Source organism: Dactylosporangium vinaceum (assembly GCF_019904175.1).
Lineage (GTDB): Bacteria > Actinomycetota > Actinomycetes > Mycobacteriales > Micromonosporaceae > Dactylosporangium > Dactylosporangium vinaceum.
In genome coordinates, this window is the sequence record NZ_CP061913.1 from 4480076 (window position 1) to 4504390 (window position 24315).

At 71.0% G+C, this 24315-nt stretch carries 24 protein-coding genes; 11 read left to right on the forward strand and 13 right to left on the reverse strand.

Features of this window, described 5'->3' with window-relative positions; genetic code table 11:
• Positions 1-230 precede the first annotated feature (230 nt).
• On the forward strand, positions 231-578 hold the full coding sequence (locus Dvina_RS19885; RefSeq protein WP_223103968.1) for a hypothetical protein: 348 nt from the start codon (positions 231-233) through the stop codon (positions 576-578).
• Positions 579-778: 200 nt separating this feature from the next.
• Here the strand turns inward: Dvina_RS19885 and Dvina_RS19890 are convergent, their stop codons facing one another.
• The gene (locus Dvina_RS19890; RefSeq protein ID WP_223103969.1) at positions 779-1408 is read right to left on the reverse strand and encodes a TetR/AcrR family transcriptional regulator; all 630 of its coding nucleotides are present in this window, start codon (positions 1406-1408) and stop codon (positions 779-781) included.
• Between the two features lie 78 nt (positions 1409-1486).
• Here Dvina_RS19890 and Dvina_RS19895 point away from each other — a divergent pair, with 78 nt between their 5' ends.
• A complete protein-coding gene (locus Dvina_RS19895; protein ID WP_223103970.1) occupies positions 1487-2254 on the forward strand; it encodes an SDR family oxidoreductase in 768 nt (255 codons plus the stop codon).
• Between the two features lie 337 nt (positions 2255-2591).
• Here Dvina_RS19895 and Dvina_RS19900 read toward each other — a convergent pair whose 3' ends face one another.
• Entirely contained in the window at positions 2592-3059 is a 468-nt protein-coding gene (locus Dvina_RS19900) for a response regulator (protein ID WP_223103971.1), read from the reverse strand.
• 307 nt (positions 3060-3366) lie between these two features.
• Between Dvina_RS19900 and Dvina_RS19905 the strand changes: the two genes are divergently transcribed.
• The 3 genes from Dvina_RS19905 (at position 3367) to Dvina_RS19915 (ending at position 5314) form a co-directional block, all read left to right on the forward strand.
• Positions 3367-3648 carry a GlsB/YeaQ/YmgE family stress response membrane protein gene (locus tag Dvina_RS19905; RefSeq protein WP_223103932.1) on the forward strand — a complete coding sequence of 94 codons (282 nt, stop codon included), beginning with the start codon at positions 3367-3369 and terminating at the stop codon, positions 3646-3648.
• Positions 3649-3863: 215 nt separating this feature from the next.
• Positions 3864-4349: an ATP-binding protein gene (locus Dvina_RS19910; protein ID WP_223103972.1), complete on the forward strand. Its 486-nt coding sequence runs from the start codon at positions 3864-3866 to the stop codon at positions 4347-4349.
• A 146-nt stretch (positions 4350-4495) separates the two neighbouring features.
• Complete coding sequence (locus Dvina_RS19915; protein ID WP_223103973.1) at positions 4496-5314, forward strand: alpha/beta fold hydrolase; 819 nt, start codon at positions 4496-4498, stop codon at positions 5312-5314.
• Positions 5315-5431: 117 nt separating this feature from the next.
• Here Dvina_RS19915 and Dvina_RS19920 read toward each other — a convergent pair whose 3' ends face one another.
• Positions 5432-5857, reverse strand: coding sequence for an Hsp20/alpha crystallin family protein (locus Dvina_RS19920; protein WP_223103974.1), 426 nt, complete (start codon positions 5855-5857; stop codon positions 5432-5434).
• A gap of 408 nt (positions 5858-6265) precedes the next feature.
• On the opposite strand from Dvina_RS19920, the gene Dvina_RS19925 reads away from it, so the two are divergent.
• Positions 6266-7249, forward strand: a complete 984-nt coding sequence (locus Dvina_RS19925; protein WP_223103975.1) for a DnaJ C-terminal domain-containing protein — start codon at positions 6266-6268, stop codon at positions 7247-7249.
• 108 nt (positions 7250-7357) lie between these two features.
• Here the strand turns inward: Dvina_RS19925 and Dvina_RS54325 are convergent, their stop codons facing one another.
• Complete coding sequence (locus tag Dvina_RS54325) at positions 7358-8188, reverse strand: SHOCT domain-containing protein (protein WP_246656323.1); 831 nt, start codon at positions 8186-8188, stop codon at positions 7358-7360.
• Here Dvina_RS54325 and Dvina_RS19935 point away from each other — a divergent pair.
• Both Dvina_RS19935 and Dvina_RS19940 read left to right on the forward strand, forming a co-directional pair.
• On the forward strand, positions 8069-9004 hold the full coding sequence (locus Dvina_RS19935) for a sigma-70 family RNA polymerase sigma factor (RefSeq protein WP_246656564.1): 936 nt from the start codon (positions 8069-8071) through the stop codon (positions 9002-9004). The two genes, Dvina_RS54325 and Dvina_RS19935, sit on opposite strands and share 120 nt — an antisense overlap.
• A 64-nt stretch (positions 9005-9068) precedes the next feature.
• Positions 9069-9956: a YybH family protein gene (locus tag Dvina_RS19940; protein ID WP_223103977.1), complete on the forward strand. Its 888-nt coding sequence runs from the start codon at positions 9069-9071 to the stop codon at positions 9954-9956.
• A gap of 33 nt (positions 9957-9989) precedes the next feature.
• Here Dvina_RS19940 and ligD read toward each other — a convergent pair whose 3' ends face one another.
• From ligD to Dvina_RS19955, 3 genes are all read right to left on the reverse strand, one after another.
• Positions 9990-11231, reverse strand: coding sequence for a non-homologous end-joining DNA ligase (gene ligD / locus Dvina_RS19945; RefSeq protein ID WP_246656324.1), 1242 nt, complete (start codon positions 11229-11231; stop codon positions 9990-9992).
• 367 nt (positions 11232-11598) lie between these two features.
• A complete protein-coding gene (locus tag Dvina_RS19950; protein ID WP_223103979.1) occupies positions 11599-11880 on the reverse strand; it encodes a DUF4193 family protein in 282 nt (93 codons plus the stop codon).
• Positions 11881-11984: 104 nt separating this feature from the next.
• Positions 11985-13259 (reverse strand): AI-2E family transporter, encoded by a 1275-nt coding sequence (locus Dvina_RS19955; RefSeq protein ID WP_246656325.1) that lies wholly within the window; start codon positions 13257-13259, stop codon positions 11985-11987.
• A 609-nt stretch (positions 13260-13868) separates the two neighbouring features.
• Between Dvina_RS19955 and Dvina_RS19960 the strand changes: the two genes are divergently transcribed.
• Both Dvina_RS19960 and Dvina_RS19965 read left to right on the forward strand, forming a co-directional pair.
• The gene (locus Dvina_RS19960; protein WP_223103981.1) at positions 13869-14327 is read left to right on the forward strand and encodes a DUF5994 family protein; all 459 of its coding nucleotides are present in this window, start codon (positions 13869-13871) and stop codon (positions 14325-14327) included.
• Positions 14324-15229: a SigB/SigF/SigG family RNA polymerase sigma factor gene (locus Dvina_RS19965; RefSeq protein WP_223103982.1), complete on the forward strand. Its 906-nt coding sequence runs from the start codon at positions 14324-14326 to the stop codon at positions 15227-15229. The genes Dvina_RS19960 and Dvina_RS19965 overlap by 4 nt, the downstream gene beginning before the upstream one ends.
• A 111-nt stretch (positions 15230-15340) precedes the next feature.
• Here the strand turns inward: Dvina_RS19965 and Dvina_RS19970 are convergent, their stop codons facing one another.
• The 5 genes from Dvina_RS19970 to Dvina_RS19990 form a co-directional block, all read right to left on the reverse strand.
• Positions 15341-16723, reverse strand: a complete 1383-nt coding sequence (locus Dvina_RS19970) for a PP2C family protein-serine/threonine phosphatase (RefSeq protein ID WP_223103983.1) — start codon at positions 16721-16723, stop codon at positions 15341-15343.
• A 506-nt stretch (positions 16724-17229) separates the two neighbouring features.
• Positions 17230-17481 (reverse strand): hypothetical protein, encoded by a 252-nt coding sequence (locus Dvina_RS19975; RefSeq protein WP_223103984.1) that lies wholly within the window; start codon positions 17479-17481, stop codon positions 17230-17232.
• 212 nt (positions 17482-17693) lie between these two features.
• Positions 17694-18236 carry an ATP-binding protein gene (locus Dvina_RS19980; RefSeq protein ID WP_223103985.1) on the reverse strand — a complete coding sequence of 181 codons (543 nt, stop codon included), beginning with the start codon at positions 18234-18236 and terminating at the stop codon, positions 17694-17696.
• A 798-nt stretch (positions 18237-19034) separates the two neighbouring features.
• Complete coding sequence (locus Dvina_RS19985; RefSeq protein WP_246656326.1) at positions 19035-19760, reverse strand: GAF and ANTAR domain-containing protein; 726 nt, start codon at positions 19758-19760, stop codon at positions 19035-19037.
• Between the two features lie 111 nt (positions 19761-19871).
• Entirely contained in the window at positions 19872-20597 is a 726-nt protein-coding gene (locus Dvina_RS19990) for a GAF and ANTAR domain-containing protein (RefSeq protein ID WP_223103986.1), read from the reverse strand.
• Between the two features lie 305 nt (positions 20598-20902).
• Here Dvina_RS19990 and Dvina_RS19995 point away from each other — a divergent pair, with 305 nt between their 5' ends.
• Entirely contained in the window at positions 20903-21292 is a 390-nt protein-coding gene (locus tag Dvina_RS19995) for a glycosyltransferase family protein (RefSeq protein ID WP_223103987.1), read from the forward strand.
• Positions 21293-21619: 327 nt separating this feature from the next.
• Here Dvina_RS19995 and Dvina_RS20000 read toward each other — a convergent pair whose 3' ends face one another.
• Positions 21620-24286, reverse strand: coding sequence for a cation-translocating P-type ATPase (locus Dvina_RS20000; protein ID WP_246656327.1), 2667 nt, complete (start codon positions 24284-24286; stop codon positions 21620-21622).
• Between the last annotated feature and the right edge of the window lie 29 nt (positions 24287-24315).

Here is a 24315-nt window from a genome sequence, read left to right on the forward strand (position 1 = left end):
CGAGATGGTGAGCTTCATCGGTTCGGGAACCTCCGGATCTGGCCGGCCCGGGCGAGGAGGTTAGCGGCGAGGCCGGCGCAGCGCAGGATCGTGGGCATCTCGGTCGACGGCGCCTGATGTCACCGGGCGTTTGCCGAAGGCCGGACCGGCCGACGTGACGCTCGCCCTGCCGTAGCGTGCGTGTTGTTGCCCGTGCCGGATAGCGTTTCAGTGTGAGCTTTGTAGGTGGCGTGAACGCCGTTCTGGCGGTTGTGAGCATGGGTGACCTCTATTTCGGCGGCTACTCCCTGGTGACCGGCAAGATTCTGGGCGGTCGTGCGGCCGAGTCCGAAGATGCCACGGACCCCGCTGAGGCCAGGCGGTCGGGCGTGGCCCACCTGCTTGTCGGTGCGGCGGTGCTGAGCCTGGCCATCGGATACATGGCGGGCGAGCAGGGCCTGTGGTATCAGATTGTCCGCGACGTACTGTTCGTTGCGGCCGTGATCTTCGCCGTCATCGCGCTGGTGAAGCTTCGGCCGCCGGCCTGGCTGGATCGTTTCCGTCGCGATGACGACGAGGCCGTCGACGGGCGCCGCTGACGCGACCGGTCCGAGTGGCGCCGGCCGACGTTGCGGCGTCGAGGGCGACGTGGTCGTCGCCGGGACGATGGCTGCTGCAGTGCGTGGTCGGTCTTCCACCCAGTTACATCCTCGCCGCCGGCCTGGCCTCCGGAGCCTGGCCATGACGCATGACCACGCCGAAGAGCGTGCGCGCGAGGCGGGCGGCGGTCAGGAGAGGGTCAAGTCGCCGTTGCCGTTCCGTCTGCGGGCCACGCGAGCATGGCGGCGTCAGCGACAGCGTGGAGTTCGGCGGTGCTCGCCCCGTCGCGCGCCTGCTGAGACATGCCCTGCAGGACGGCGCCGACAAGCGCCGCCAGGCCTGCACAATCCGTACCCATGGGTAGCACTCCGGCAGCTACGTCGGCCTCGATGCGGTCGCGCAGTGCGGCGACGTTCGCGGCACGTCGCTCTCGCAGCAGGGTGACCATGTCGGTCGATGTGGCTGTGCAGTTGACCGCTGCGCTGATCACGAGACAGCCGGCGGGCCGATGCGGTCGGGTGTACTCCACGGCGGCGGTGTGGAGGGCACGGGCGACGCCTTCGCGCGCGGAGGCCTCGGCGTCGAGCGCTGCGCCGAAGAATGCACCGTGGGTCTGCTGGTAGCGATCGACAACCTCGCGGAACAGCGTCTTCTTGTCACCGAAGGCGGCGTAGAGGCTCGGCGGGGTGATGCCCATGGCCGCGGTGAGTTCGGCGATGGAGACCGGCTCGAACCCGCGTTCCCAGAACTCCCGCATCGCTACCACGAGGGCGCCTTCTCGGTCGAAGGTGCGGGGACGCCCGCGGCGGCGAGGGTTGGCGTCGCTCATTGACACATTCTATAGCGATCGATAGCGTCACGTCATCAAGTTCTATAGCGAGCGATACAGAAAGAGGGGTTGAGGGTCGTGGTGCCACTCAACGGCAAGACCGCCCTGGTCACAGGCGGTAGTCGCGGAATCGGCCGGGGAATCGCGACACGGCTGGCCGCGGACGGCGCGCTTGTGGCGGTCCACTACGGCAAGCACGAGGCAGCCGCCGAGGAGGCCGTCACCAGCATCGTCGAGTCTGGCGGTCGGGCGTTCGCCGTCGGTGCCGAGCTCGGCGTGCCCGGCGACGCCCAGGCGCTATGGGCGGCCTTCGACGCCGGCTTGACGGAGCTCGGCGCCGAGCCCGGTCTGGACATCCTGGTGAACAACGCCGGCATCGCCAGCTCCAGCGATCTCGCCGGTACGACTGAGGCGGAGTTTGACAAGATCTTCGCGGTGAACGTCAAAGCCCCCTTCTTCATCCTGCAGCAAGGCCTCGAGCGGCTCCGCGACAACGGCCGCGTCATCAACATCTCCTCGGGCGCCACCCGGATCGCATCCCCGTCGATAGTGACGTATTCGCTGACCAAGGGAGCGCTCAACACCATGAGCTTCACCCTCGCCAAGCAACTGGGCGGGCGCGGCATCACTGTCAACTCGGTGGCTCCGGGAATCGTCGATGTCGACAGCAACGCCGTCTGGCTGCGGGAGAACCCGGAGCAGTTGGCTGTCTGGAGCTCCTTCTCCGCGTTCAACCGGGTCGGTCAACCGGCCGACATCGCCGACGCCGTGGCGTTCCTCGCTTCCGATGACTCCCGCTGGGTCACCGGCCAGTGCCTCGACGCCACCGGCGGCGCGAACCTGTGATCCGACAAGACGTCCGATCTCCGGGCACACCGCCCAGCAGCACCACCGCCGTGACCAGAGCGAGGACCTGCGTACCGCGGGGCATGCGCACGAGCAGATCGGCGCGGGTCGGCTGAGCCGGTGAAAGCGCCAGGCCGCCGGTCGCGTCGAGGTGCTCGCGCGAGGCAGCCAGGTCCGGGCCGGTCATGGACAGGCTCAGCCGGCTCGGCGCCGTAGCCTGGTCGGCGGGCACATCACACGAATCTATGCACGGCGCGCCATCCCGGCACGGCCGATCCGCGCGACTTGCGGCCGCCGCGTGCCGGCCGCCATCGGGCTGCGTTCGCTCCTGGCCGCTTCAGGCGTCCCGGTGGGGGAGGGTGACGGCGGTCCCGTAGAAACGGCGGATCTCGGTGATGGTCCGGTCGAACTGGTCGAGGTCGATCGGCTTGGTGATGTAGGCGTTGGCGTGAGCGCCGTAGCTGTCGAGGATGTCGGTGACCGCTGCCGACGTGGTGAACACGATGACCGGGATCGTCTTGAGCTGCTCATCGCGCTTGACTTCGGCGAGGACCTGGCGGCCGTCGATGCGAGGCATGTTCAGGTCGAGCAGGATCAAGTCTGGGCGTTGCGCGTCGGCGTATGGGGCGTCGCGGCGCAGGAACGCCAGCGCCTCGACCCCGTCGGCGACGTGGTGCAACCGGTGCTCGGCGTCGTGCTCGGCGAACGCCTCCTCGATCAGGGTGACGTCCGCCGGGTCGTCGTCGACGATGAGCACGTCCAGCGGCGCCATGCCGTGCCGGGGCAACGATGTCACAACGTCCATCTTCCAATATCGACCGCGCAACTGCTTCGCAGCGCCGGCACATCGAACATATCGCCGCTGGCGGAGACCGGCACGGCGCTGCAGCGGTTGGTACCACGGTGGTCCGGCATCCTGGTGGGTGTCGGCGGGGTCGTGCCGTGCGCTCGTCCCGTGGCGTCGTGTGAGCAGTGAAGGCGTTCGCGGCGTGTAGGAACGGGGACTCACGCCAGGCGCGGGCGCAGCGGGGTCGTGTTTACCGCGGGGTTGGGCCGGGCAATCTCCTGTCGGCGGCGAATTCGGCGCCGTTGATTGGCTTCAGGAGGACATTGTGACCGTCACCGGAATCATTACGGCGCTGATCGTCGGTTTGATCATCGGCGCGCTCGGCAGGCTGGTGGTCCCGGGTCGCCAGAACATCCCGATCTGGCTGACCATGGTCATCGGTGTTGTCGCGGCTCTGATCGGTACCGCCATCGCCAACGCCATCGGCGTGTCCACCGACACCCCTGGTGTGGACTGGGGCGAGCTGCTCGTGCAGGTCATCGTCGCCGCTGTCGGCGTGGCGATCACCGTGGCGGTCATGGGCCGCGGCCGTCGCAGCGCCCTCTGACCGTCACGGTCGCAACGGCACACCCGCACCACCTGATCTGACTGCGGTCCCCGGGCTTCACGGCCCGGGGACCGCAGCCGTTTGTACCCGGATCGTCTGCGGCCGGTTGATCGTTTCCGGATGCCGAGGGCGAAGCCGGATGCACGTCCTGCTTGAGGCCGGCCGTGCGGGGTACCACAACGTGGAGCGCACCACGCCGAGGAGGCGCGAGAACCATGACAGATGACTCGGCGATCGGCAGTCACACTTCCACGGTCCACGCGCGACGCCGCGAGAATCCGCAGCAGCGCATCCGGCAGCTCATGTGGCGCCCGGTCGGCGGGGGCCGGGTCGCTGTCGTCGGCCGCGCGCGTAACTGGCTGACCAGATCTCTGCCGCGGCTCGTCGGGCTCAACGCTCGCATCCAGCTGGGCGAGGACACCGAACTGCTGCTGTCCGAACTCATCACCAACGCCGTCCTGTACGCCGGCGGCGTCACCACCGTCCGGTTGCGCCTCACCGGCACAGTGCTTCGTCTCACCGTCTGCGACCATGCGACCGCGACCCCGACGGCACGGACCGCTACGACCGACGACGAGCACGGTCGAGGTATCGCCCTCGTCACGGCCCTTGCCGTCCGATGGGGTGTCGAGCGCAGCCGGACCATAGCGGGAAAATGTGTCTGGCTGGAGCTGTCCACTGCGGCCACCTCGGCTGCCTAGTCGGCATCCCGGATGACACGTCCCGGCGTTGGAACACGGAGGCCGGGTGAGCAGCCTGACCCGACGAGGCACCGTCATGCCCACTGTCTCGTGAGGGCAGCGAAGGGGTACCGTCCACGGCTGTGGAAGCGTTCTTCCGTAACGGCATGCGGTTCACAACGGTGGATGAGGGGACGGCGGACGTCGGGACGATCGTGCTGCTGCACGGATTCCCGCAACGATCGCGGTCATGGACCGACACATCTCGGCACCTGGTCGCGGCCGGCTACCGGGTCATCGCTCCGGATCAGCGCGGATACACCCCGCAGGCCCGCCCGCGGTCCCGGCGCGCCTACCGGCTCAACGAGCTCGTGTCGGACGTCGTGGCCCTGCTCGACACCGCCGGCGTCGACCGCGCCCACCTGGTCGGCCATGACTGGGGTGGAGGGGTCGCGTGGATGTTCGCCGCCGCGAGGCCGGACCGCCTGCACTCCCTGACCGTCGTTTCCGCGCCGCACCCGCGGGCGGTGGTCAAGGCCATGCTGACCAGTCGGCAGCTGGTGCAGGCCTGGCACGTCGGATTCTTCCAGTTGCCGTGGCTGCCCGAGGCCGCCATCCGGTGGCGGGGTGGCCGGATCGCGGTGGCCCTGCTCAAACGATCCGGCCTCAGCGATCAGATGGCGCGGGAGTACACCGACCGGCTCCTCAACGATCCCGGCTGCCTGGCCGCTGCGCTGCGGTGGTACCGGGCCATGCCCCTCGACACGGCAGCCGGCCTCAGGACCGGCGCGATCACCGTCCCGACGACGTACGTCTGGAGCACGGACGACATCGCCATCGGCCGCCGGGCCGCGGAGCTGACCAGCCGGTGGGTGACCGGCCGTTTCGACTTCAAGGTGCTCGAAGGTGTCTCGCACTGGATCCCGGAGCAGGTGCCCGAGACACTTGCCGCGCTCATTCTGGACCGGGCCAGGAGCGCTCGTTGAGATGCATGCCCTTCGCTACGACCGTTACGGCCCGGCACCCGGGGCGGAGTGCCGGGCCGCTTCGAAGGTGACCCGGAGCGAGGTGATACGAGCAGCGCGGTGTCCGCGAGGAGCGGGTCAGGCGTTGATCTGCTTGCGGCCGGAGTCGCCGGAGCCGACGCTGATCTTGCGGGGCTTGGCCTTCTCCGAGACCGGGATCCGCAGTTCCAGGACGCCGTTGTCGTAGCTGGCCTCGAGCCTGTCGGTGTCAAGGGTGTCGGCCAGGAACAGCTGCCGGCTGAACACGCCCATTGGGCGCTCGGAGATCACGGTCTCGACGCCGTCCTTGGTGGTGCGCTGTCGCTGGGCCTTGACTTGCAACACGTTGCGTTCGACGGTCAGCTCAATCGAGTCGGGGTCGACGCCGGGCAGGTCGAAGTGCACGTTGAACCAGTCGCCGTCGCGTTCGGCGTCGACGTGCATCACCGTGGGTCGGCTGGCGGTGCCGGTCAGCTGTTCGAAGACGCGGTCAAGGTCGCGGAACGGGTCAGTACGCATCAGCATGGTCATCTCCTCCTTGGTGCTCCTTCACCAAAGGCCTGGGGTCCGGGCGAAGATACCCCGGTGGTTGAGTGTCCTTGACTCAACTTGTCTCTACGTTCACAACGAATCCGAGGCAACGTCAAGGTCCTTGTTGGAGAAATCTCCGCGAGCGCATGTCCGGTCCCGCGGTCATCGAGATGACTGGAGCTGCGAGACCTGGACCACACCAAGATAGTTGACAGCACTCGGCTCAAGTTCTAATGGTTGATGACGAAGGCTTCCGGCGATTCCCGCAGGTGTGAGGGAGGTTGACCATGGCTGCGCCGTACGTGTCCACATGGGCACCGTGCACACCGCCGAGCGCTTCTCCGCACGAGGGCGACCAGACGGCACTGCGCAACTGCGGCAGCTCGGACAAGGAGTGAAGCGGTGGCTACCACAACAGGCGACTACTACCAGGTGCTGGGGGTGCAGCGGTCAGCCGGTCAGGACGAGATTCAGCGCGCCTACCGCAAGCTGGCCCGGCGCTTCCACCCGGACATCAACCAAGAACCCGGCGCGGACGAGCGTTTCAAGGACATCAACCAGGCGTACGAGGTGCTCTCGGATCCGAAGAAGCGCTCCCGCTACGACCGCTACGGTGCCCAGTGGCGGCAGGTTCCCGAGCACTACGACGGTCCGGCACCCGACGCCGGCCCGTTCGGCGGTGGCGACGGGCGGCGGGTGTACTTCAACCCCGGCGCCGGCGGGTTCGACGAAGCTGGATTCGGCGGCCCGGACCTCGACGACGTGCTGGCCGGGTTGTTCGGCGGCCGCGCCGGCGGTTTCGGCCCAGGCCGCCGCGTGTCGGCACCGGGCGCGGACAGCGAGGCCGAGATCGAGCTGCCGGTGGAGGATGCCTACGCCGGCGGCCTCCGGCGGATCGCCCTGCAGGCCGGAGCCGGCCTGCGCCATCTCGACGTCACCATCCCGGCCGGGGTGGTCGACGGGCAACGAATCCGCCTGGCCGGGCAAGGCGCGAGCGGGCTCGGCGGCGGCCCGCGTGGTGACCTGTACCTGATCGTGCGGCTCGCCCCACATCCGCGGTACCGGGTCAACGGCCGTGACATCGCCGTCGAGCTCCCGGTCGCCCCATGGGAAGCCGCGCTGGGGGCGAACGTGCCGGTGGATACGCCGGGCGGCCGGGTGCAGGTGCAGGTGCCGGCCGGATCGTCGTCCGGGCGGCGGCTGCGGCTGCGCGGCCGCGGCATGCCCCACCCACGAGGCGTCGCCGGTGACCTGTACGCCGAAGTCAAGATCGTCATCCCGGCTCAACCGACCCCGGACGAGCGAGCGCTGTGGCAGCGTCTCGCGCAGGCTTCGACGTTCGACCCGCGGGCGGCCCGCACCGGGGCCGAGGGAGGCCGATCGTGACCCGGCACGCCCTGACCCGACGCCGCTGCCCGCCAGTTGGTCGCGGATGCGGTCATCCGGGCGCGGTGCTGTAGGCAACAGCGCGGATCGGCGCACCGGGCCCAGGTCCTACATCTCGGCCAGAATCTTCGCCTTGGCCTGCTCGTACTCGGCCGGCGACAGCGCACCGGAGTCCCGCAGGGACTGCAGCATGGTCAACCTGACGAGTGGGTCCGTCGTCGGGGCCGGCTGCGCGGTGCTGGGCCCGGCCGTGAACAATTGCCCCTCGTTGATGGTGACAAGCGTGCCGAACGGCGGAGCCGCCGCAAAGGGGCGCGAGTGCCGCTGGGGCGGTGGGACAGGCGCCGGCGGCCCGAACCGAAGCCGGCCCAGGATGAAGCTGGCGAGGCTGCCGATGATGGCCAGCGGCAGGATGAACGCCCACGTGCCGGTCCCTGGTGGGCATTGCCGGGCAGAGACGTGGTTGCCGCCGGATGCACAGGATCCGCCCCGAATCAGCTGGAAAAGCGCGAAGAGAGCGACGCCCACGCAGGCGACGCCGAGCAGGAAGCCGATTATGGAACGAACCCGATACATCACACGGTGACCGTATAGATCAAGGTGTTCCACCCGCGTCGTTGCGTACGGAATGCGACTGTCGCCGCTCCCGGACGACCGCGTGGACGTCCCCGCGACAGTCGTCGGTGTCGCTGTAGCGTGAGGGTGGTGGGCCGTGTTCCTGGGAAGACTTTGTATCGGGTCGGCGAGCCCGATGCGGTGTAGTTGCTGGCGGCGGCGCGGGCCGGTGATGGTGACGCCTTCGGCCTCTTGGTCGGGCCGCTGCTGGACGAGCTGCGGGCGCACTGCTACCGGATGCTCGGGTCGGTTCATGACGCGCAGGACGCGGTCCAGGAGACCTTGAACCGGGCGTGGCGAAGCTTGGACCGGTTTGAGGATCATGGATCGATTCGGGCGTGGTTGTACAAGATCGCGACGAACCGGACGCTGACGGCTCTCGAGCGCCGGGGGCGGCGCGAGCTGCCCACCGACCTGAGCCCGGGCGGCGCTCCACTGGCGGAGGCGCAGTGGCTGGAGCCGTACCCGGATCGGCTGATGAGCTGGACTGAGCAGCTCGGTCCGGAGGCCCGCGTCGTGGCCCGGGAGAGTGTGGAGTTGGCGTTCGTCGCCGCCGTGCAGCGGCTGTCCGCTCGCCAGCGAGCCGTCCTGCTGATGCGCGACGTCCTCGGTTACGCCGCCGGCGAGGTCGCCGACCTGCTGGACACGACGGTCCCGGCGGTCAACAGCGCACTGCAGCGGGCCCGGAAGGTGCTTGCCGGCCTGCTGCCGGACGCCAGCCAGCAGCGGACTCTCGGCGCGCTGGGTGAGGACGGGCAACGGGAGCTGGCCAAGCGGTACATGAGCGCGTGGGAGGCCGGTGACGTCGACGCCATTGTGGCGATGCTGACCGAGGATGCGCGGTACTCGATGCCGCCGTTGAGCGTCTGGTACGAAGGCCGCGACGGGGTCCGCGGATTCCTGGCCGGCACGGTATCGCGATATCGGTGGCGCTTCCTGCCGGCCCGGGCGAGCGGGCAGCTCGCATTCGGTACATACCTGTGGAGCGACGAGCGCGGTGTGTACGCGCCGGCCGGCCTGGACCTGATAGCGCTCCGCGGCCGGCGGGTGGCCGAGGTGGTCTCGTTTCTCGACGCCGACTTCCCGACGTTCGGCCTGCCGGCTCAACTCACCGGCAATTTCCCCGTCGCGGTGCGATGAGTTTGCCGGTCGGCCCGGGTTGTAGTCCTGACGGACGCGTCATCCCGCAGGAACGGAGCCGAGCATGCCCACCAACGAGGAACAGATCCGCACCCTGATCGAGCGCTGGGCCGACGCGGTCGACGGCGGCGACCTCACTGCGGTCGTTGCCGACCATGCCGAGGACATCGTGATGTTCGACGTGCCGCCACCGCATCAGGGCGTCCGCGGCCTCGACGCCTACCGTTCGACCTGGCCGCCGTTCTTGCGGTGGCAGGCCGGCGGTGCCTCGTTCGAGATCGAGTCGCTGGACATCACCGCCGGCGACGATGTCGCCTTCGCGTATGCCCTGCTGCGCTGTGGCACCGAGCAGCACTTCGCCGACGATCCCGGCAACCGGCTGCGGGTGACATTCGGCCTGCGCAAGCAGGACGGTCGGTGGATCGTCGCCCACGAGCACCACTCGTTTCCGCTCACGGCCGGGGCCGACGCCGCAGACCGGGCGCCCGAGCGGGATCAGAACCAGCACAATCTCGCCGACGAGCTGCGCCTACTCCACCAACGCTGGTTCGACAGCACGGCGGCGAAAGACCTCGATGGCCTGATGGCACCGATCGCCGACGACGTCATCTCGTACGAGCACGAACAGCCGTTGCAGTACGTCGGTGTCGAAGCCGTGCGCGAGGTGTGCAAGGCGGGCCTCGACGCATCCGGCGCCGGTACCGTCACCTGGACCGTACCCGACCTGAAAATCGTGGTCGACGGCGATCTCGCCGTCGCGTGGGGCCTGAATCACATAGGTCTGCACCCCATCGACGCCCAGGGCACCGAGAGCTGGTCACGGGGGACTCGGGTCTTCCAACGCAGGAACGGCGCCTGGCTGATGGTCCATCAGCACCTGTCCTACCCCTACGACCCAGCCACCGGCACCACCACCACCGACCTCCACCCCCACCAGCTCCAATCCGGCTGAGCGGCGCGGTAGGTGCCGCATTGGACAGCTGCTTCAGGCGGCGCGAGTGTCGGTCAGGTCGGCGAGGTCCACGCCCGCGGCGTGCAGCAGCTGCTGGAGGTCCGGCAGCTGGAGCCGGTCGACGACGCTGTTGCCGTGGATGAGCCGGTACCAGCCGATGCCGTGGTGGCGCACGATGTCGACCCGCCAGGCGCCGTCCGCGGTCTGCAACGACCCGGTCACCTCCTCCGGGGAGGGCGGTGATGGCGCCGGCTGGGCGGCCGGAGCCGGCGGGGGTGTCTTGTCCGGTCTGACCCCGCGCCACGCGGCGTGACGTAGCTGCCGGTCGGGGGTGAGGGTGCGGTAGGCCACTTCGCCGACCACGACCGGTTCGATCCATGTAGCGTCCCGGCTCTGTTCTCGCGGGACGCCGGACACCGGCGGCGTCGCGCGGCGCAGCCCGGCCAATGCCTGCTGCAGGTGGCGCAGGTCGGCGTCGGTGAAGCCGGTCCCGACCCCGCCGGCGAAGTGCAGGGTGCCGTCGGCGGCGGGGATCGCGACGAGCAGCGAGCCGATGGTCCCGGCGCGGCGGCCGCGGCCGGGCCGATGCCCGATGATCACCACTTCGATCGTGTCCACGAAGGCGTGCTTGATCCACGACTTCGACCGCTCGGCCGGCCGGTACGTCGAGTCGGCGAGTTTCGCGACAACGCCCTCGAGCGCGAACGCTCGCGCGGCGGCCACGGTGCCCGGCCCGTCGGTGAAGCGTCGCGGAACGTACCCGACGGCACCGCCCCCGCCGCCCGGGCCGGCGTCGGCTACCAGTGTCCGGGCGCCGCCCGGTCCGTCGGCGACGGCAGGGCCGGGTGTGTCCGCGAGGCCGGGAAGCCTGGGCAGGTGAAGGCCGTCGAGCAGCGCGCGGCGCTGCTCGTAGGGCAGGGCGAGCGTCGAGGCGCCGTCCAGGTGCAGCACGTCGAAGATGTAGAAGCTGACCGGCACCCGTTGCACCAGCGCCGGGGCGGGGTTGCGGACATGCATTCGATCTTGCAGGAGCGGGAACGACGGGCGCCCGGCGGCGTCCAGCGCGACGAGCTCACCATCGAGCACCACCGGCCGGCCGCGGAGCTGGTCGGGTAGGGCGGACAGCTCGGGGTACCCGCTGGTGATGTCGAGATCGTTGCGGGAAAAGGCGGTGGCCTGGCCGGCGTCGACGACGACCACGGCGCGCACGCCGTCCCACTTGAACTCGTACCGCCATTGCGGCCCCTCTGGGACCGGGCCGGCGGTGGCCAGCATTGGCCGCACCGTCGCCACGCCCGCTCGCACCGGCGCCATCACGCACGCCTGCCGTCGGCGTGTTCGGTGCGCCACCACGGCCACGGATCCGTGCCACAGGCACGGGGCAACCCGGCCGCCGGCCGCTCGCCGGGCATCAGCACCCCACCCACGCCACCTAGCGTGCCGCAGGATCGCCGCTGGTCAAGACCAATTCGGGCATCCGGCGCGAACTCCATCGCGGTAATTCACCCACGAGGACGGAGGCCTCGGCGGTACCAAGACGCTGCACGTGCCGTACGACTGCGGCACCGTGACGTGAGGGCGGCCCGACTCAAACGGCACCGTCCGGACAGCACGCAGCGCCGTCCCGGATGTTGTCGGCCGTTCAGACGCAGTCGCGGCAGAGCTGCCCGGCGTGACCGTCGGCCAGCCGGTTGCGGTGGTGGACGAGAAAGCACCGTCCACATCGGAACTCGTCGGCCCGCATCGGCACCACGGGGACGGACATCTCCTCGTCGATGGGGTCGCGCTCGTCGGTCGAGTCCGGGCCGGCGGCTCCGTCGAGGTCAGGCGTGTCGTCGGAGGCGGCTCGGCCGCGCGTGCCGAAGCTCGGCTCGTCGGCATCGTCGGTCTCGCTCGGGCGGGGTGCATCGAAATCGACGTTCATGGGGCTCCTACCGATCGCCGGTCACCAGTGTCGGCGCCGGACGGCGCCCTGGACGGAAAGTCACTGTCGCGGAAGCTGAGGCCGAGCCGGGCGGGGAGCCCTCGTCATGCCGGACCGTCCGCGCGCACGGCGGTGGCCTGGGCGACCTGATGGCGGCCGGCTCCGGCCCGATCCGGCTGCGGCTCGGGGTCGAACGAGGAGCTCTGCGCGGGTGGCGCATCGGGTTCGGCCCGCTCGCTCGCACGGTCGGCCACCCGCGCAGCGGCGGCCTGGTCGTGGTCGGTCGACTCCGTCCCGGGTGGCTCGCGATCCGGGGTGGGCTCGCCCGCGGGGTGATCGGCGAGGTAGCGCACAGCGGTGTTGGCCACCGCCAGCAGTGGCACGGCGACGACGCCGCCGACGATACCGGCGGTGACGACCCCCGTGGCGATGGCCAGGATGACCGCGAGCGGGTGCAGGGCGACCGCCCGGCCCATGATGAGCGGCTGCAGGACGTGGCCCTCGAGCTGCTGGACGGCGATCACGATGCCCAGGACGATGAGCGCCGTCACCGGGCCCTGCGTGACCAGAGCGACCAGGATGGCGACGACGCCGGACAGCGTGGCGCCGACGACCGGGATGAATGCGCCGAGGAATACCAGGGCGGCCAGCGGCAGCGCCAGGGGAACGCGCAGGATCGCCAGCCCGATGCCGATGCCCACCGCGTCGACGAACGCCACCAGGACCGTCGCGCGGACATACGAGACGAGCGTGTGCCACGAATAATGTCCGGCGCGCGCGACCGGCACGCGGGCCGCACGGGGCAGCAGGCGGCAGAGGAACTGCCAGATCTGGCCGCCGTCGCGCAGGAAGAAGAACAGGGTGAACAGGACGACGAAGAATCCGGCGAGCACCTCGGTGAGGGTTGTGGCGGTGCTCAGCGCGCCGGACGCCCACGCGCCCTGGTTGGTGCTGACGGTGCGGCGCAGCCTGTCGACGCCGTCGCTGAGCTGCGCATCGGAGATGTGCAGCGGACCGCGGGCGAGCCAGTGCTGCACCTGCTCGACGCCCTGACCCACCTGAGTGGCCAGGTCGTCGAACTGGCTGATGAACGTCTGGACGATGAGCGTGAGCCCGCCACCGACCACCAGGAGTCCGGTGACCAGGACGATCCCGGCGGCGAGGGAGCGGTTGAGGCCGCGGTTGCGCAGGGCGGCGGCGGCCGGCTCGAACAGGGCCGCCAGCAGCAGGGCCACCACCACCGGGATCACCACGACGCTGAGCACGCCGAGGACCCGCAGCAGCAGGTAGGCGGCGGCCAGGAACAGGATCACGCGCCAGGACCAGGCTCCGGCAACGCGGACGCCACGGGGGACGCCGTCGTCGACGGCCGGAGACATCCGCACCCCGAGCGCCGGCGATCGCCCAATGGCAGGATCGTCCCGGATGAACGGCGGCGGGGTACCGCGACGAGCGGCGGTCAGGCGCGTCTGCGTACGGTCACGAGTCTGCCTCAGCCAACTCACGGCGGGAACTCTCTTCTGTGAACCCGGCCGCGCAAACCGCGCACATCACCGGAGGAGTGGCGGTCGGCTTGGAGGTGGCCCGGAAGAGGACCCTCGAGGTGTACCGCGGTGTCTGGGCGGCCCCGATCAGCCCGGCCGGCACCACCGCCGGCGCTCCTGATCGGTGTTGTACTACCCGCCGATCGGCCCGCTGAAACGGCGGACCCGTGCCCAACCGGCCGCCGATGGTGCGGGGATGCCGGCCGTCATGGACCGGGCCGGCGGTGGCCGCTCGAGCCACTGGTGACGATGCTTGCCCGGTCGCGTTGCCGATCGAACGGGCGTACAGTGATGCAAGGCCCTCGGAATCCCGGCGACCTTCGCGCACAATGACGGACCGCCGTCGTGCAGCACGGTTTGCCGCACACCGCCGCATCATCTGGCTGCGGGCACGCCCATCTCCCGTCCGATCGTGAGTGGTGCGCGGCCGCAGAGGGGACCACCATGTTCACCAACGCCCAGCGCTCCACGGCCGTCGCGACGGGGCCGCCCACCGAGCCCCGAACGGTCTTCGCCGACGTTCGCGCATCGAAAGCCGTCCTCGACGGCGCATGGTGGCCCCGCTCGTGGAACCCGATCGAGGAGCTGCCCGGACTGATCCTGCTCCTTGATGAGCGGTTCGGACAGGTGCGGCGGCTCATGGTCAGCAGCGCGGTCTGGGATGGGAAGTTCCGGGGCATCGCGGTCGGCAATCACGTCGTGCGGATCGGCTGGTTCACCTCCGTCGACACGGGTCTGCTCGTCGCCTCCACCGACGGCGGCGGCCAGATCGACCTGCTGGTCGTCCCGCCCGAGACCGCCGCGGCCGACGCTGCGACCGCCATGGCGACGGCCGCCGACCCCGCGAACGAGCTGCGGCCCGCGGCCATCCTCGCCGCGTCCAGGCCGATCGGCGTCGCATGATCCGTGCCACGACCGAGCAGTTGCTGACCGAGCTCGGCCTGCTGTCGGCCGGCCACCCCGGCCGCGACCCACTGCGAGCGCGCGTCATCGAAGAGGGCCTGCCCCTGGCGCGGCGGCTCGCCCGCCGGTATGCCGGACGCGGCGAACCCATCGACGACCTCAATCAGGTCGCGGCGCTCGCTCTCATCAAGGCGGTCGACGGCTTCGACCCGACCGGCCCGTATCCGTTCGCCAGTTACGCGATCCCGACCATCGTCGGTGCCCTCAAGCGGCACTTCCGGGACAGTACGTGGGCGCTGCGGGTGCCCCGCTCGTCGCAGGAGCTCCTGCTCCGCGTCCGCACCACCGGCGACGAACTCACCCAGCGGCACGGGCGGCGACCCAGCCCGGCGGAGCTCGCGACCCACCTGCACGTCACCGCCGAGCAGTTGCGCAGCGCGACCCAGGCCGGGCAGGCATACGTACTGCCGTCGCTCAACGCTCCTTACACGCCCGACCCGGACAGCGTCGACCTCATCGAGATGATCGGTGGCGTCGATCCGCGCTATGCCGGTGTCGACGAGCAGGTGTCCCCACCGCCGATCCGCCGGCTGATCAAGAACATGCCCGAGCGTGACCAACGGATTCTGGCCATGCGCTTCACCGACGAGATGACCCAGGCGAGCATCGCCACCGCGGTCGGGGTGTCCCAGATGCATGTCTCCCGGCTCCTGCAGCGCTGCCTCAACCAGCTCCGCGATGGCCTCCACCAACCACAGCCGGCGCTGACGTCACCGCATCCCGCGACGACGGTGCCCACGAGCCCGGCCGTCAACTCGCAGATCGCCCGCCGGGTGATACCGAGCGCGGCGATGGCGGGAGCCACCGCGATCGCACCCAGGCGCGTCGCCAGCACGCCGTAGTGCTCGACGAGCCGGCCGGCGTCGGTGGTGCCTCGTCGAGCGGAGCGATGTCGGCGAGCGGGCTTGCCGCGGCGGATCCGGTGAACGCCGTACACCGGCCCGGTCCGCTGTTCAGGCGTCCGGCACCTGCACGACCACGATTGCGGTGTCGTCGGCGATGCTCCGGCCGCTGAAGTCGAGCACGGCGGTCTCGATCGCGACGGCCAACGCTGTCGCGTCGCCGCTGGTGGCGGTGATGAGATCGCTGAGCCGTTCGGTCCCGAACAAGGCCCGGTCGGCGCGGTTGCGGGCCTCGGTGACGCCGTCGGTGTACATGATGAGGCTGTCCCCGGGCCGCAACAGGGTGCGCTGCTCGGTGAGCTCGGCGTCCCGGACGCAGCCGAGCACGATGCCGGGCCGGCCCACAGTCTCAACGGTTCCGCTGGACCGGCGCACCAATGCGGGATCGTGCCCGCCGCAGCTGACCCGCACGGTGAAGCCCTGGGGATGCGGGCGGAGAGCGGCGTAGACGGCGGTCAGGAACTGCCCGTCGTCGCTGAACCACTCATGCAGAGCCGTGTTCAGCGCGGCGAGGTTCGCGCTGGGCGAGGCACTGCGGACGGCCGCCGCCCGCAAGGTCCACCGCGCCAGCGCCGTCGTCTTGGCCGCCTGCGGCCCCTTGCCGGCCACGTCGCCGACGACGACACCCCAGGTGCCGCGCGGGGAGTGGAACACGTCGTAGAAGTCGCCGAGGACCTCGGCGCCGCGGCCGCCACGCAGGTAGCGTGCGGCGAGGTCGAGACCCGCCACGACCGGCAGGCGGGGCGGAAGAAGGCTTTCCTGCAGCGTGCGGGACAGCATCGCGGCCTCGTCGGCGGCGCCGAGGGCTTCCAGCGTTGCCGCCTGCGCCTGCCGGGTCGCCTCCCGGGCGTCCTCGAGCGCGATCCGCAGCGCGATCTCGCCGCCGGCGGCGTGGGCGAGTGTGTCCAGGACCTCGACGTCGTGCGGTGTCCAGTCCCGCCGCACCGTGTCCACGGCGCAGAACGTCCCGAGCACGTGCCCGTCGGGCGATCGGATCGGGAACCCGGCCCAGGCCAGTACACCCATCCGCTCGATCGACGGGTTGTCCCGAGTGCGAGCGTCGGCCGTGGTGTCACCGATGATGAGTTCGGTATCCAGACCGATCACGTACTGGCAGAAGGAGTCGCCGACCGTGTTCTGCCGCCCGGCCGGGTCCGTCGCGGCGATCCCGATGCAGCTCTTCCAGAAGGAGCGGACATCGTCCACCACCGTGACGAACGCGAACGGCGTGCCCAGTAGCGTCGCCGCCAGCCGGGCGAGCCGGTCGAACGCCTCCTCGGCCGGGGTGTCCAGCAGCCCCGTCCGCCGGACTGCGGCCAGCCGGGCCGGGGCAAGGATCCGAGCCGACGTGCTCGCACCGGGCGGTGATGGCGGCATTATCGCGGGGGCATCGGGCGTCGATTTCGCCGCGTCGGTGAGCCGTCTGCTCGTCACCCGCGACGCTGCGCAGCTGGGCCCGCCGTTGCGGCCAGGAGCTTGAGGGCCAGCGCTGCGGCCATAACCGCAGGCCCGCCCGGGGCGGCAGCGCCGGCCGCCGGCCGGGTGGCGAGTGGGCGCGGGGTCAGCGGATTCGCGTTGCCGACGTCGCTGCCATCCATGCGGATAGTGTGGCACAAAACCCGCCGGGGCCGGCGGGCCGCTGGCTGCACCCGGCGGGTGCCGACACCAGGTGCGGGTACTGCAGCGCCGGCCGGTAGGCGGCGAAGGCCGGCAACGGGGTCGCGACGACCGGCAGAGCCGTGAGATGGCGCTTGGTCCCGCCGCCCCTCATCCAACATCGGGGCCGTCGTCGGCGCCGCGCACCGCGCCGCCGCCGACGGCGCGGGCACGGTGCGGTGAGCGCGCGCAGCGGCCGCGGCGAACGTGGATCCGCCGACGTCAACCCTGAGCATCGATCGAAGCAGGTCGACACTACCGACCGTGGCAGGCAGCCGGACGGCTCAGAACGAACCGGTCCGCGTATCGCTGTACGGCGCGAGCCGCGCTCCGACGACGTGCCGGAAGTTCAGCAACAGTGTCGACGTCTGCTCGTCGCCGAACCGCGACACCGTCAGCGGGTGCACGGACTCCTCGGTCATCCACGCCGTGAGGTCGTCCAGCGACAGATCCATCCCGTGCACACGCAGCACGAGCTCCTTGTCCCGCCCGACGGTGAGCAGATACAGCAGGCAGGTGGGCGGCTCAACGGTCATGACGCAGGTCCCTTCGTCGCATCGCCGTATCCGTGCACCGTCTACAGTGGACGCCGGACGCGGCGACTGGTCCGGCCGCCCGATGGACGGCGCGCGTTCACAGTACAGGTCCGCGTGGGATCCTCCGGTCACGCGACGTCACCGGATTGTGCGGCCGCGCTCAGCGCCGACGTGCCCGCTCGGGTGCGGCCGGCCACGCGGTCGAGCACCGATCAGGCGACGCGGTCGCGGCCGGCCAGTCCGCCGGTGTCCCACGACAGTCGCTTGCTCATGCGCACCGCGAGGCCCCGCGGGCGCACCTGGACCCACTCCGCGGCGTCGCTCAACGCGCGGATCAGGGCCATTCCACGGCCGGTCTCGGCCGATCCGTCGGCGGTCCCCCGGCCGATGGGCCGATCCGGCAGTCCCAGACCATCGTCGAACACTTCCAGGACGCAACGGCCACGGTCCACGGTCAGGTTGACTCGAAACGTGGCACCAGCGGCGTGCACGACGGCGTTGGTGCACGCCTCGGCAAGCATCAGCGCGACGTCGGCCCGGCAGCTCGCAGCCACCCCGAGCGCGCTCAGCGCCGCATCCGCGAGCCGCCGGACCTTGCCCACCGAGGCGGGCTCCCGCGGCAACGCGAGCGCCAACGCCAGTCGGAGGTAGGCCGATGGCAGGCCGGTCCCCTCGGCGGCCTTGACCGCGTTGATCGCAACCGGTACCGCCTGAACCGGCAACTGCGCCGACCGGGCGGCGCGCTCAATGTTCATGGCCCCTCTTCGGCGCGCGCGGCGCGAGTGGTACCGCAGGCCGTCGGGGGCCGCATCAGCACTGACCGGAGGCCGGCGGGCCGCGATCGTCTACCGGCCGTGCCTGCTCGGCTCTTCTCCGGTGCGCGGTCGCGAGCAGCCAGCTCCGCGCATCGCCGTGCCACCTCGTTGACACCGGCGCGAGCCGCCACATCTCGTCGAACACCGCTCGGGTGGCGCGCACTGCGGCCGCGTCGTCCGGCCCGGGGCGGACGAGGGCGGAGATGTGGTGAGCCATGAGACGGGACAGCGCGACGAGGGCAGCCGGGTGCCGGACGGCAACGTCCTGGACGAGGTTGTTACACGACGCTGCAGCTGTGGCCGAACCGGCGTATCCCGGCTCCATGGAATCCCCTTCGTGTCACGACGGGTCGACACCACCGGGGTCCGGAGCGGCTCTGCCGCGTATGGTACGCCCTGCCGTGAGCATCCGGCTATCCGTGGCGTGACGCGCGGCAGCCTCATCCGATGCGCCCTTCCTGCGGTTCACCGCGGCGGCCTTACCGCCCGGGCCTACCGGCCGGCCACGTCAGGTCCGTCTCCAGGACGTACGAAGCGTTTGCGTCGTGCCGGAAAGCCGTATCGGCCCGCCGCCGAGAGCCATTGGGGGAGAGCCCCGGCCGTGCGGTCGATCGAAGCCGGCGTGCGCCAGGTGGTGGGTCGGCCGGCCGCGGGCGGCTGAGCCCGCGGACAGCGCCATATCCGGCCGCACGCGTTTCGAGACGGCCGCCGGCCGATGACCTGAGGACGGCGGGTTTGTCAGTGTGCCTCGTTCGGCTCCGGTCGGGAGATCTGGTCGGTGCCGTCGACGATGGCCAGCGCCAGTTCGGACAGGTTGCGGTTGCGATTGCGGGCCGCGCCGCGCAGGAGGGTGAATGCTTGGTCGAGGGTCACCTGGAGGCGCTCGGCGAGCACGCCCTTGGCCTGCTCAATGAGGATCCGGCTGTTGAGTGCGGTTTGCAGCTGTTCGGTGAGGGTGTCGCGGTAGCGGATGGCGCGCTGCTGCAGCAGCCCGATGGTGGCGATGTCGGCGAGGGCTTTACCGGCCCGCAGTCTGTCGGCGTCCAGTGCGCCGGGCTCGACACCGAAGAGGTTGAGCGCTCCGATGACGTCGGCCCGCAGCCGCATGGGTATGGCGTGGACCGAGACGAAGCCGACCTCGGCGGCGGCGGCGGCGAAGCGGGGCCAGTGGTCCGCGGTGCGGATGTCCGGCACGGTGACGGGCTTTCCGGTGTTGAAGCAGTCCACGCAGGGGCCCTGGTCGGTCTGCAGCTGGAACAGCTCCAGCAGCCGGGTCCGTTCGGAGGATGCGGCTACGAGCTGCAGGGTGGCCTGCTGGTCGGTGAGCAGGATGCCGGCGGCGGACACGTCCAGCAGCTGCACGCACCGTTCGGTGAGCGCGTGAAGGAAGTCGATGACGTCGAAGTCGTCGACGAGCGTGTCCGCCATCTCGACGAGGACATCGGCTAGCACGGTCGCGGCCATATCAGACACCTTCGTCACGCGTCATGCCGTCAGGCGTTCGGTTACCTGTTGCGATGGGCCGGCCACGGGATGGCCGATTCGGGGTTCCGGTCGGCGTCTCGCCGCCGGTCGTCACGGCTCACCTTCCGTGTCGCCGCCGGGGTCGAATCGTAGCCGCCGGGCGACGACGTCACTGGCGACGTCCCGCAGCCGCCGGCCGTGTGTGTAAGCGTAGGCCCGCAGCCGGGTCAGTGCGAGTGCGGCCGTCAGCCCGAGCTGCACGCTGACCATGCCGGTGGCCTGGTGCACCTCCGGATGCTGCAGGCCGGCCGGCTCGGGGACCCTTCCGGGCATCGCGCGCCTGTCGGGCCCGGTGGTGTCGAGCAGCACCGCGCAGGCCGTGTCGGCCAGCAGCAGCGCGTCGAGCAGCCGCTCATGGTCCAGCGCACCCGGCTCGGTGCGGTACAGGTCCAGCACGCCGAGGCGGATGGCACCGATCTGCAACGGCAGCGAGAAGATCGCGCGGACGCCCGACTGCACGGCGTCCGGGGCGAAGATCGGCCATCGATGCAGGTACGACGGCTCGCACAGGTCGGGAATCAGCGAGGGGCCACCGAGGTGCGCCTCGACGCATGGACCCTCGCCGAGGGCCAGGCTCAGCTCCTCCATCTGCGCGGCGAGCGGGCCGCTGCTGAAGATGGTCTCACGTGGGGCGGCGGCGAGCGCGACGGCGATCGCCGCCGCGTCGGTCCCGGTCGCGGTCATCGCCGCGGCGCACACGTGGCCGACGGTCACCGGTCCGCCGCCGGACTGTTCGACGACGAGGTGCCACAGCCGCATCCGGCGGTCGGGACTCACTGCGCAGCCCGAGGCGGGCGTTGGTGTATCGACGATCCGGTCACGAGTGCCGCCTCCGGTATCCAACGGTTCGTGCGGCAGCGATGGTGACCAAACAGAGCAATCCCGGATCGAAGGCGGCTGACTCCGCAACCGCGCAAGACGCACACACCCTACACCCGAATGCTCGTCATCGTGCGGCTCGGCTCCGGCGCGTAGGCTCGCGGCGCTGCTCCGGACCCCGGTGGCTGACGACCCGTTGATCGACTCGTCCCCACCCGTCGTGGTTCTCTCGCGCCGCGCGCGTTGCCGATCGGAATGTAGCAATGGCCGTTTCGTACGGACTCCTCAGCACCCATCCGCCGACCCGATGCGGTCTGGCCGCGTTCAATGCTGCCCTGGCCCGGCAGCAGACCGCCGCTCCGAGGGCCGGCGGGATCGTCCGGGTCACCGCGAGCGGCGATGATCCGCACCTCGGCGCCGCGGTGGTGCACACCTGGCCGGCCGGCAGCGTGGCCGGCTGGCTCGGTGCGGCGGCGGCCCTCAACGCCTTCGACGTCGCCGTGGTGCAGCACGAATTCGGCATCTACCCCGGCCCGGCCCCCGCGCGCTGGCCGGCCGTCGCGGCACAGTACGAGGCGCTCGCGGCCGGGCTCCTTGCCGCGCCGCCGGACGATCAGGCCCTGGTGGCCCGGCCCGCCCGGTCGCGGACCTGAACGAAGGGTCCGGACGACACGCAACGCGTTGCCGCTGATCGTCAACCTGGCGCGACCTGCTCGCCGCCGGCATCACCGACGCCGGCGCCGACAATGAGATGTCCCGTCCGTCAGGCCGCCCACATCGGCTTCGACGGCTGGCGCATCGCGGATGGTCAGCGGCCGCAACGACCTTCGCCGCTTCACCATGACGCCGATGCATGGTCGGGGTGCGGGACAAGGGCATCGCGTTCTTCCGCACCGCCGGTGGCCGCCTGGCGTTGAGCCGCAGCGCCGGCGAGACCATCGGCCTCATCACCGTCGACGGGCAGAGCCGATGGAGCGTCGCTACCGTTGTGCGGACGCAGCGTGCGGACGGTCGTCAGCGGGATCTCGGCGCGGGACCTCGCCCGGACTCTGAGCGGCCGACGTCCGTCGGCCGACGAGGTGATCGAGTCGGATGGCGGCGTAGCCGAGGGTGGCGGCCACCCCGACGGTGAGCAGGTCCGCGAGGCCGACCGGTTGAGTGTGGAGCAGGTCGCGCAGTGGCGGCAGGTATACGGCGGCGAGCTGCAGCAGCAGGGCACTGCCGACGGCGGCGAAGAGCATGGGGTTGGTGCGGGTGCCGGGCCGGGCGCGGGAGCCGAGGGCGACGGCGAGCTGGGTGGCACCGAGCGCGAGGAAGACCAGCGTCTGCCAGGGCCGGTCGGTGGCGTGGGCCCAGACGCCGGTGCCGAGGGTGACGGCGGCGATGGCCGTGCCGACGCGGGCGACGCGTTGCCAGAGTCCGGCGCCGAGGATTGTCTCGGCCGGGGGCCGGGGTGGCTGTCGCATGGCGTCGGGGTCGCCGGGTTCGCTGCCGAGGGCGAGGCCGGGCAGGCCGTGGGTGAGCAGGTTGATCCAGAGCAGCTGGGCGGGCAGGAGTGGTAGGGCGAGGCCGAGGAAGGGGCCGGTGAGCATGACGAGGATTTCGGCGGTGCCGCCGGCGAGGGCGTAGAGCAGGAAGCGGCGGATGTTGGCGTAGACGCGGCGGCCCTCCTCGGCGGCGGCGACGACGGTGGCGAGCTCGTCGTCGGCGAGGACGAGGTCGGCGGCCTGGCGGGCGACTTCGGTGCCGCGTTGTCCCATGGCGACGCCGATGTCGGCGGCGTGCAGGGCGGGGCCGTCGTTGACGCCGTCGCCGGTCATCGCGACGACCGCGCCGGTGCCGCGCAGGGCCTCGATGATGGCGACCTTCTGCTGCGGGGTGGCGCGGGCGAAGACCTTGACGCCGTCCGCGGCGGGCGGGCCGGGGTCGCCGGTGCGGCAGTCATGGACCGGATCGCCGGCGGCGATGATGCCGAGGTCGGTGGCGATCGCGGCGGCGGTGGCGGGGTGGTCGCCGGTGATCAGGACCGGTGTGATGCCGGCCCGCGTGCACGCCGAGATGGTGGCGGCCGCGGTGGCGCGGGGCGGGTCGAAGATCGCGACCAGTCCGAGCAGGTGCAGCCCTCGTTCCCCGTCGCCGGTGAGGTCGGGCAGGGTGGCCCGGTCGGCCCGGGCGACGGCGAGGACCCGGAACCCCGCGCCGGCGAGCTCGTCGGCCCGCGCGGCGGCGCGGCGCAGCAGGTCGGCGTCGTCGGCCAGCAATGGTGACTGCAGCAGCGCTTCCGGTGCGCCCTTGCAGATCACGCGGGCGGCGCCGGACCCGAGACGATTCGCGGTGGTCATGCGCTTGCGGTCACTGTCGAACGGCACTTCGGCCTGCCGCGGATGGTCCTGCTGGAGGACGGTCCGGTCGATGCCGAGCTTGCCGGCCGCCGTGAGCAGTGCGACCTCGGTGGGGTCACCGACGGGCAGCCAGGTCGTGGTGTCCCCGTCCGGTGGGCGGAGCGCGGCGTCGTTGCACAGCGCGACGGCGTTCAGCAACGCCGTCAGGTCGGGTGCTTCGGCGCCCGAGACGATTCGGCCGTCGCGGGTGACGTCGCCGTCCGGGCTGTAGCCGGAGCCGGTGACGGTGGCCTCCCCGGTGGGGGTCCAGAGCCGCCGGACGACCATGGTGCCCTCGGTGAGGGTGCCGGTCTTGTCCGTGGCCAGGATCGTGACGGACCCGAGGGTCTCCACCGCGGGGAGCCGGCGGATCAGCGCGTGGCGGGCGGTCATCCGCCGGGCGCCGAGGGCCAGGCTCAGCGTGACGACGGCGGGCAGCGACTCGGGGACGGCGGCGACGACGAGGCTGATCGCAGTAACGATCATGAGCTCGAGAGGTTGTCCGCGGAGCAGGCCGAGGGCGAGGACGACGGCGCACAGCACGAGCGTGACGGCGGCGAGGATCCGTCCGACGCCCGCGAGGCGCCGCTGCAGCGGGGTGAGCCCGGCTGCGGTGACAAGCATCGCGGCGATGCGGCCCATCGCGCTGGCGGCGCCGGTGGCGGTGACGACCGCACGTCCGCGGCCGCGGACGACGACGGTGCCCGCCGATACCACGGCGTCGAGCGCGTCAGCCGTGTCCGGGCGCTCCGGGCCGGTGGGCGGGCGCTTTTCGACCGGGGCGGACTCGCCGGTCAGCGCCGCCTCGTCGATGAGCAGCGCCGCGGCCTGCACGATGCGGGCGTCGGCGGGCACGATGTCGCCTTCGGCGAGGACGAGCAGGTCACCGACGACGAGATCCGCGGCCGGGACCTGCCGCTGGGCCCCGTCGCGGACGACCCGGGCGTCGGGTGCGGTCAGTTCGGACAGGGCGGTGATCGCCCGTTCGGCCTTGACCTCCTGCACGACGCCGACGGTGGTGTTGACCACGATGACGAAGAGGATGACGCCGGCGTCGGTGAAGTCGCGGGTGACGATGGTGAATACGGCGGCGGCGAGCAGGACCAGCACGAGCGGGTCCCGCAGTTGGGCGACGACCCGTCGCCACAGTGCGGTCGCCGGACGCCGGGGCAGCGTGTTGCCGCCGCCTCGGGCCAGCCGGGCCGTGGCCTCCCGCGACGACAGCCCCCGGTGCATCGCTGCCGACTGGGCAAGATTGCTTGTCACGCCGCTCCTCGTCGTCGTGGGCGGGCTGG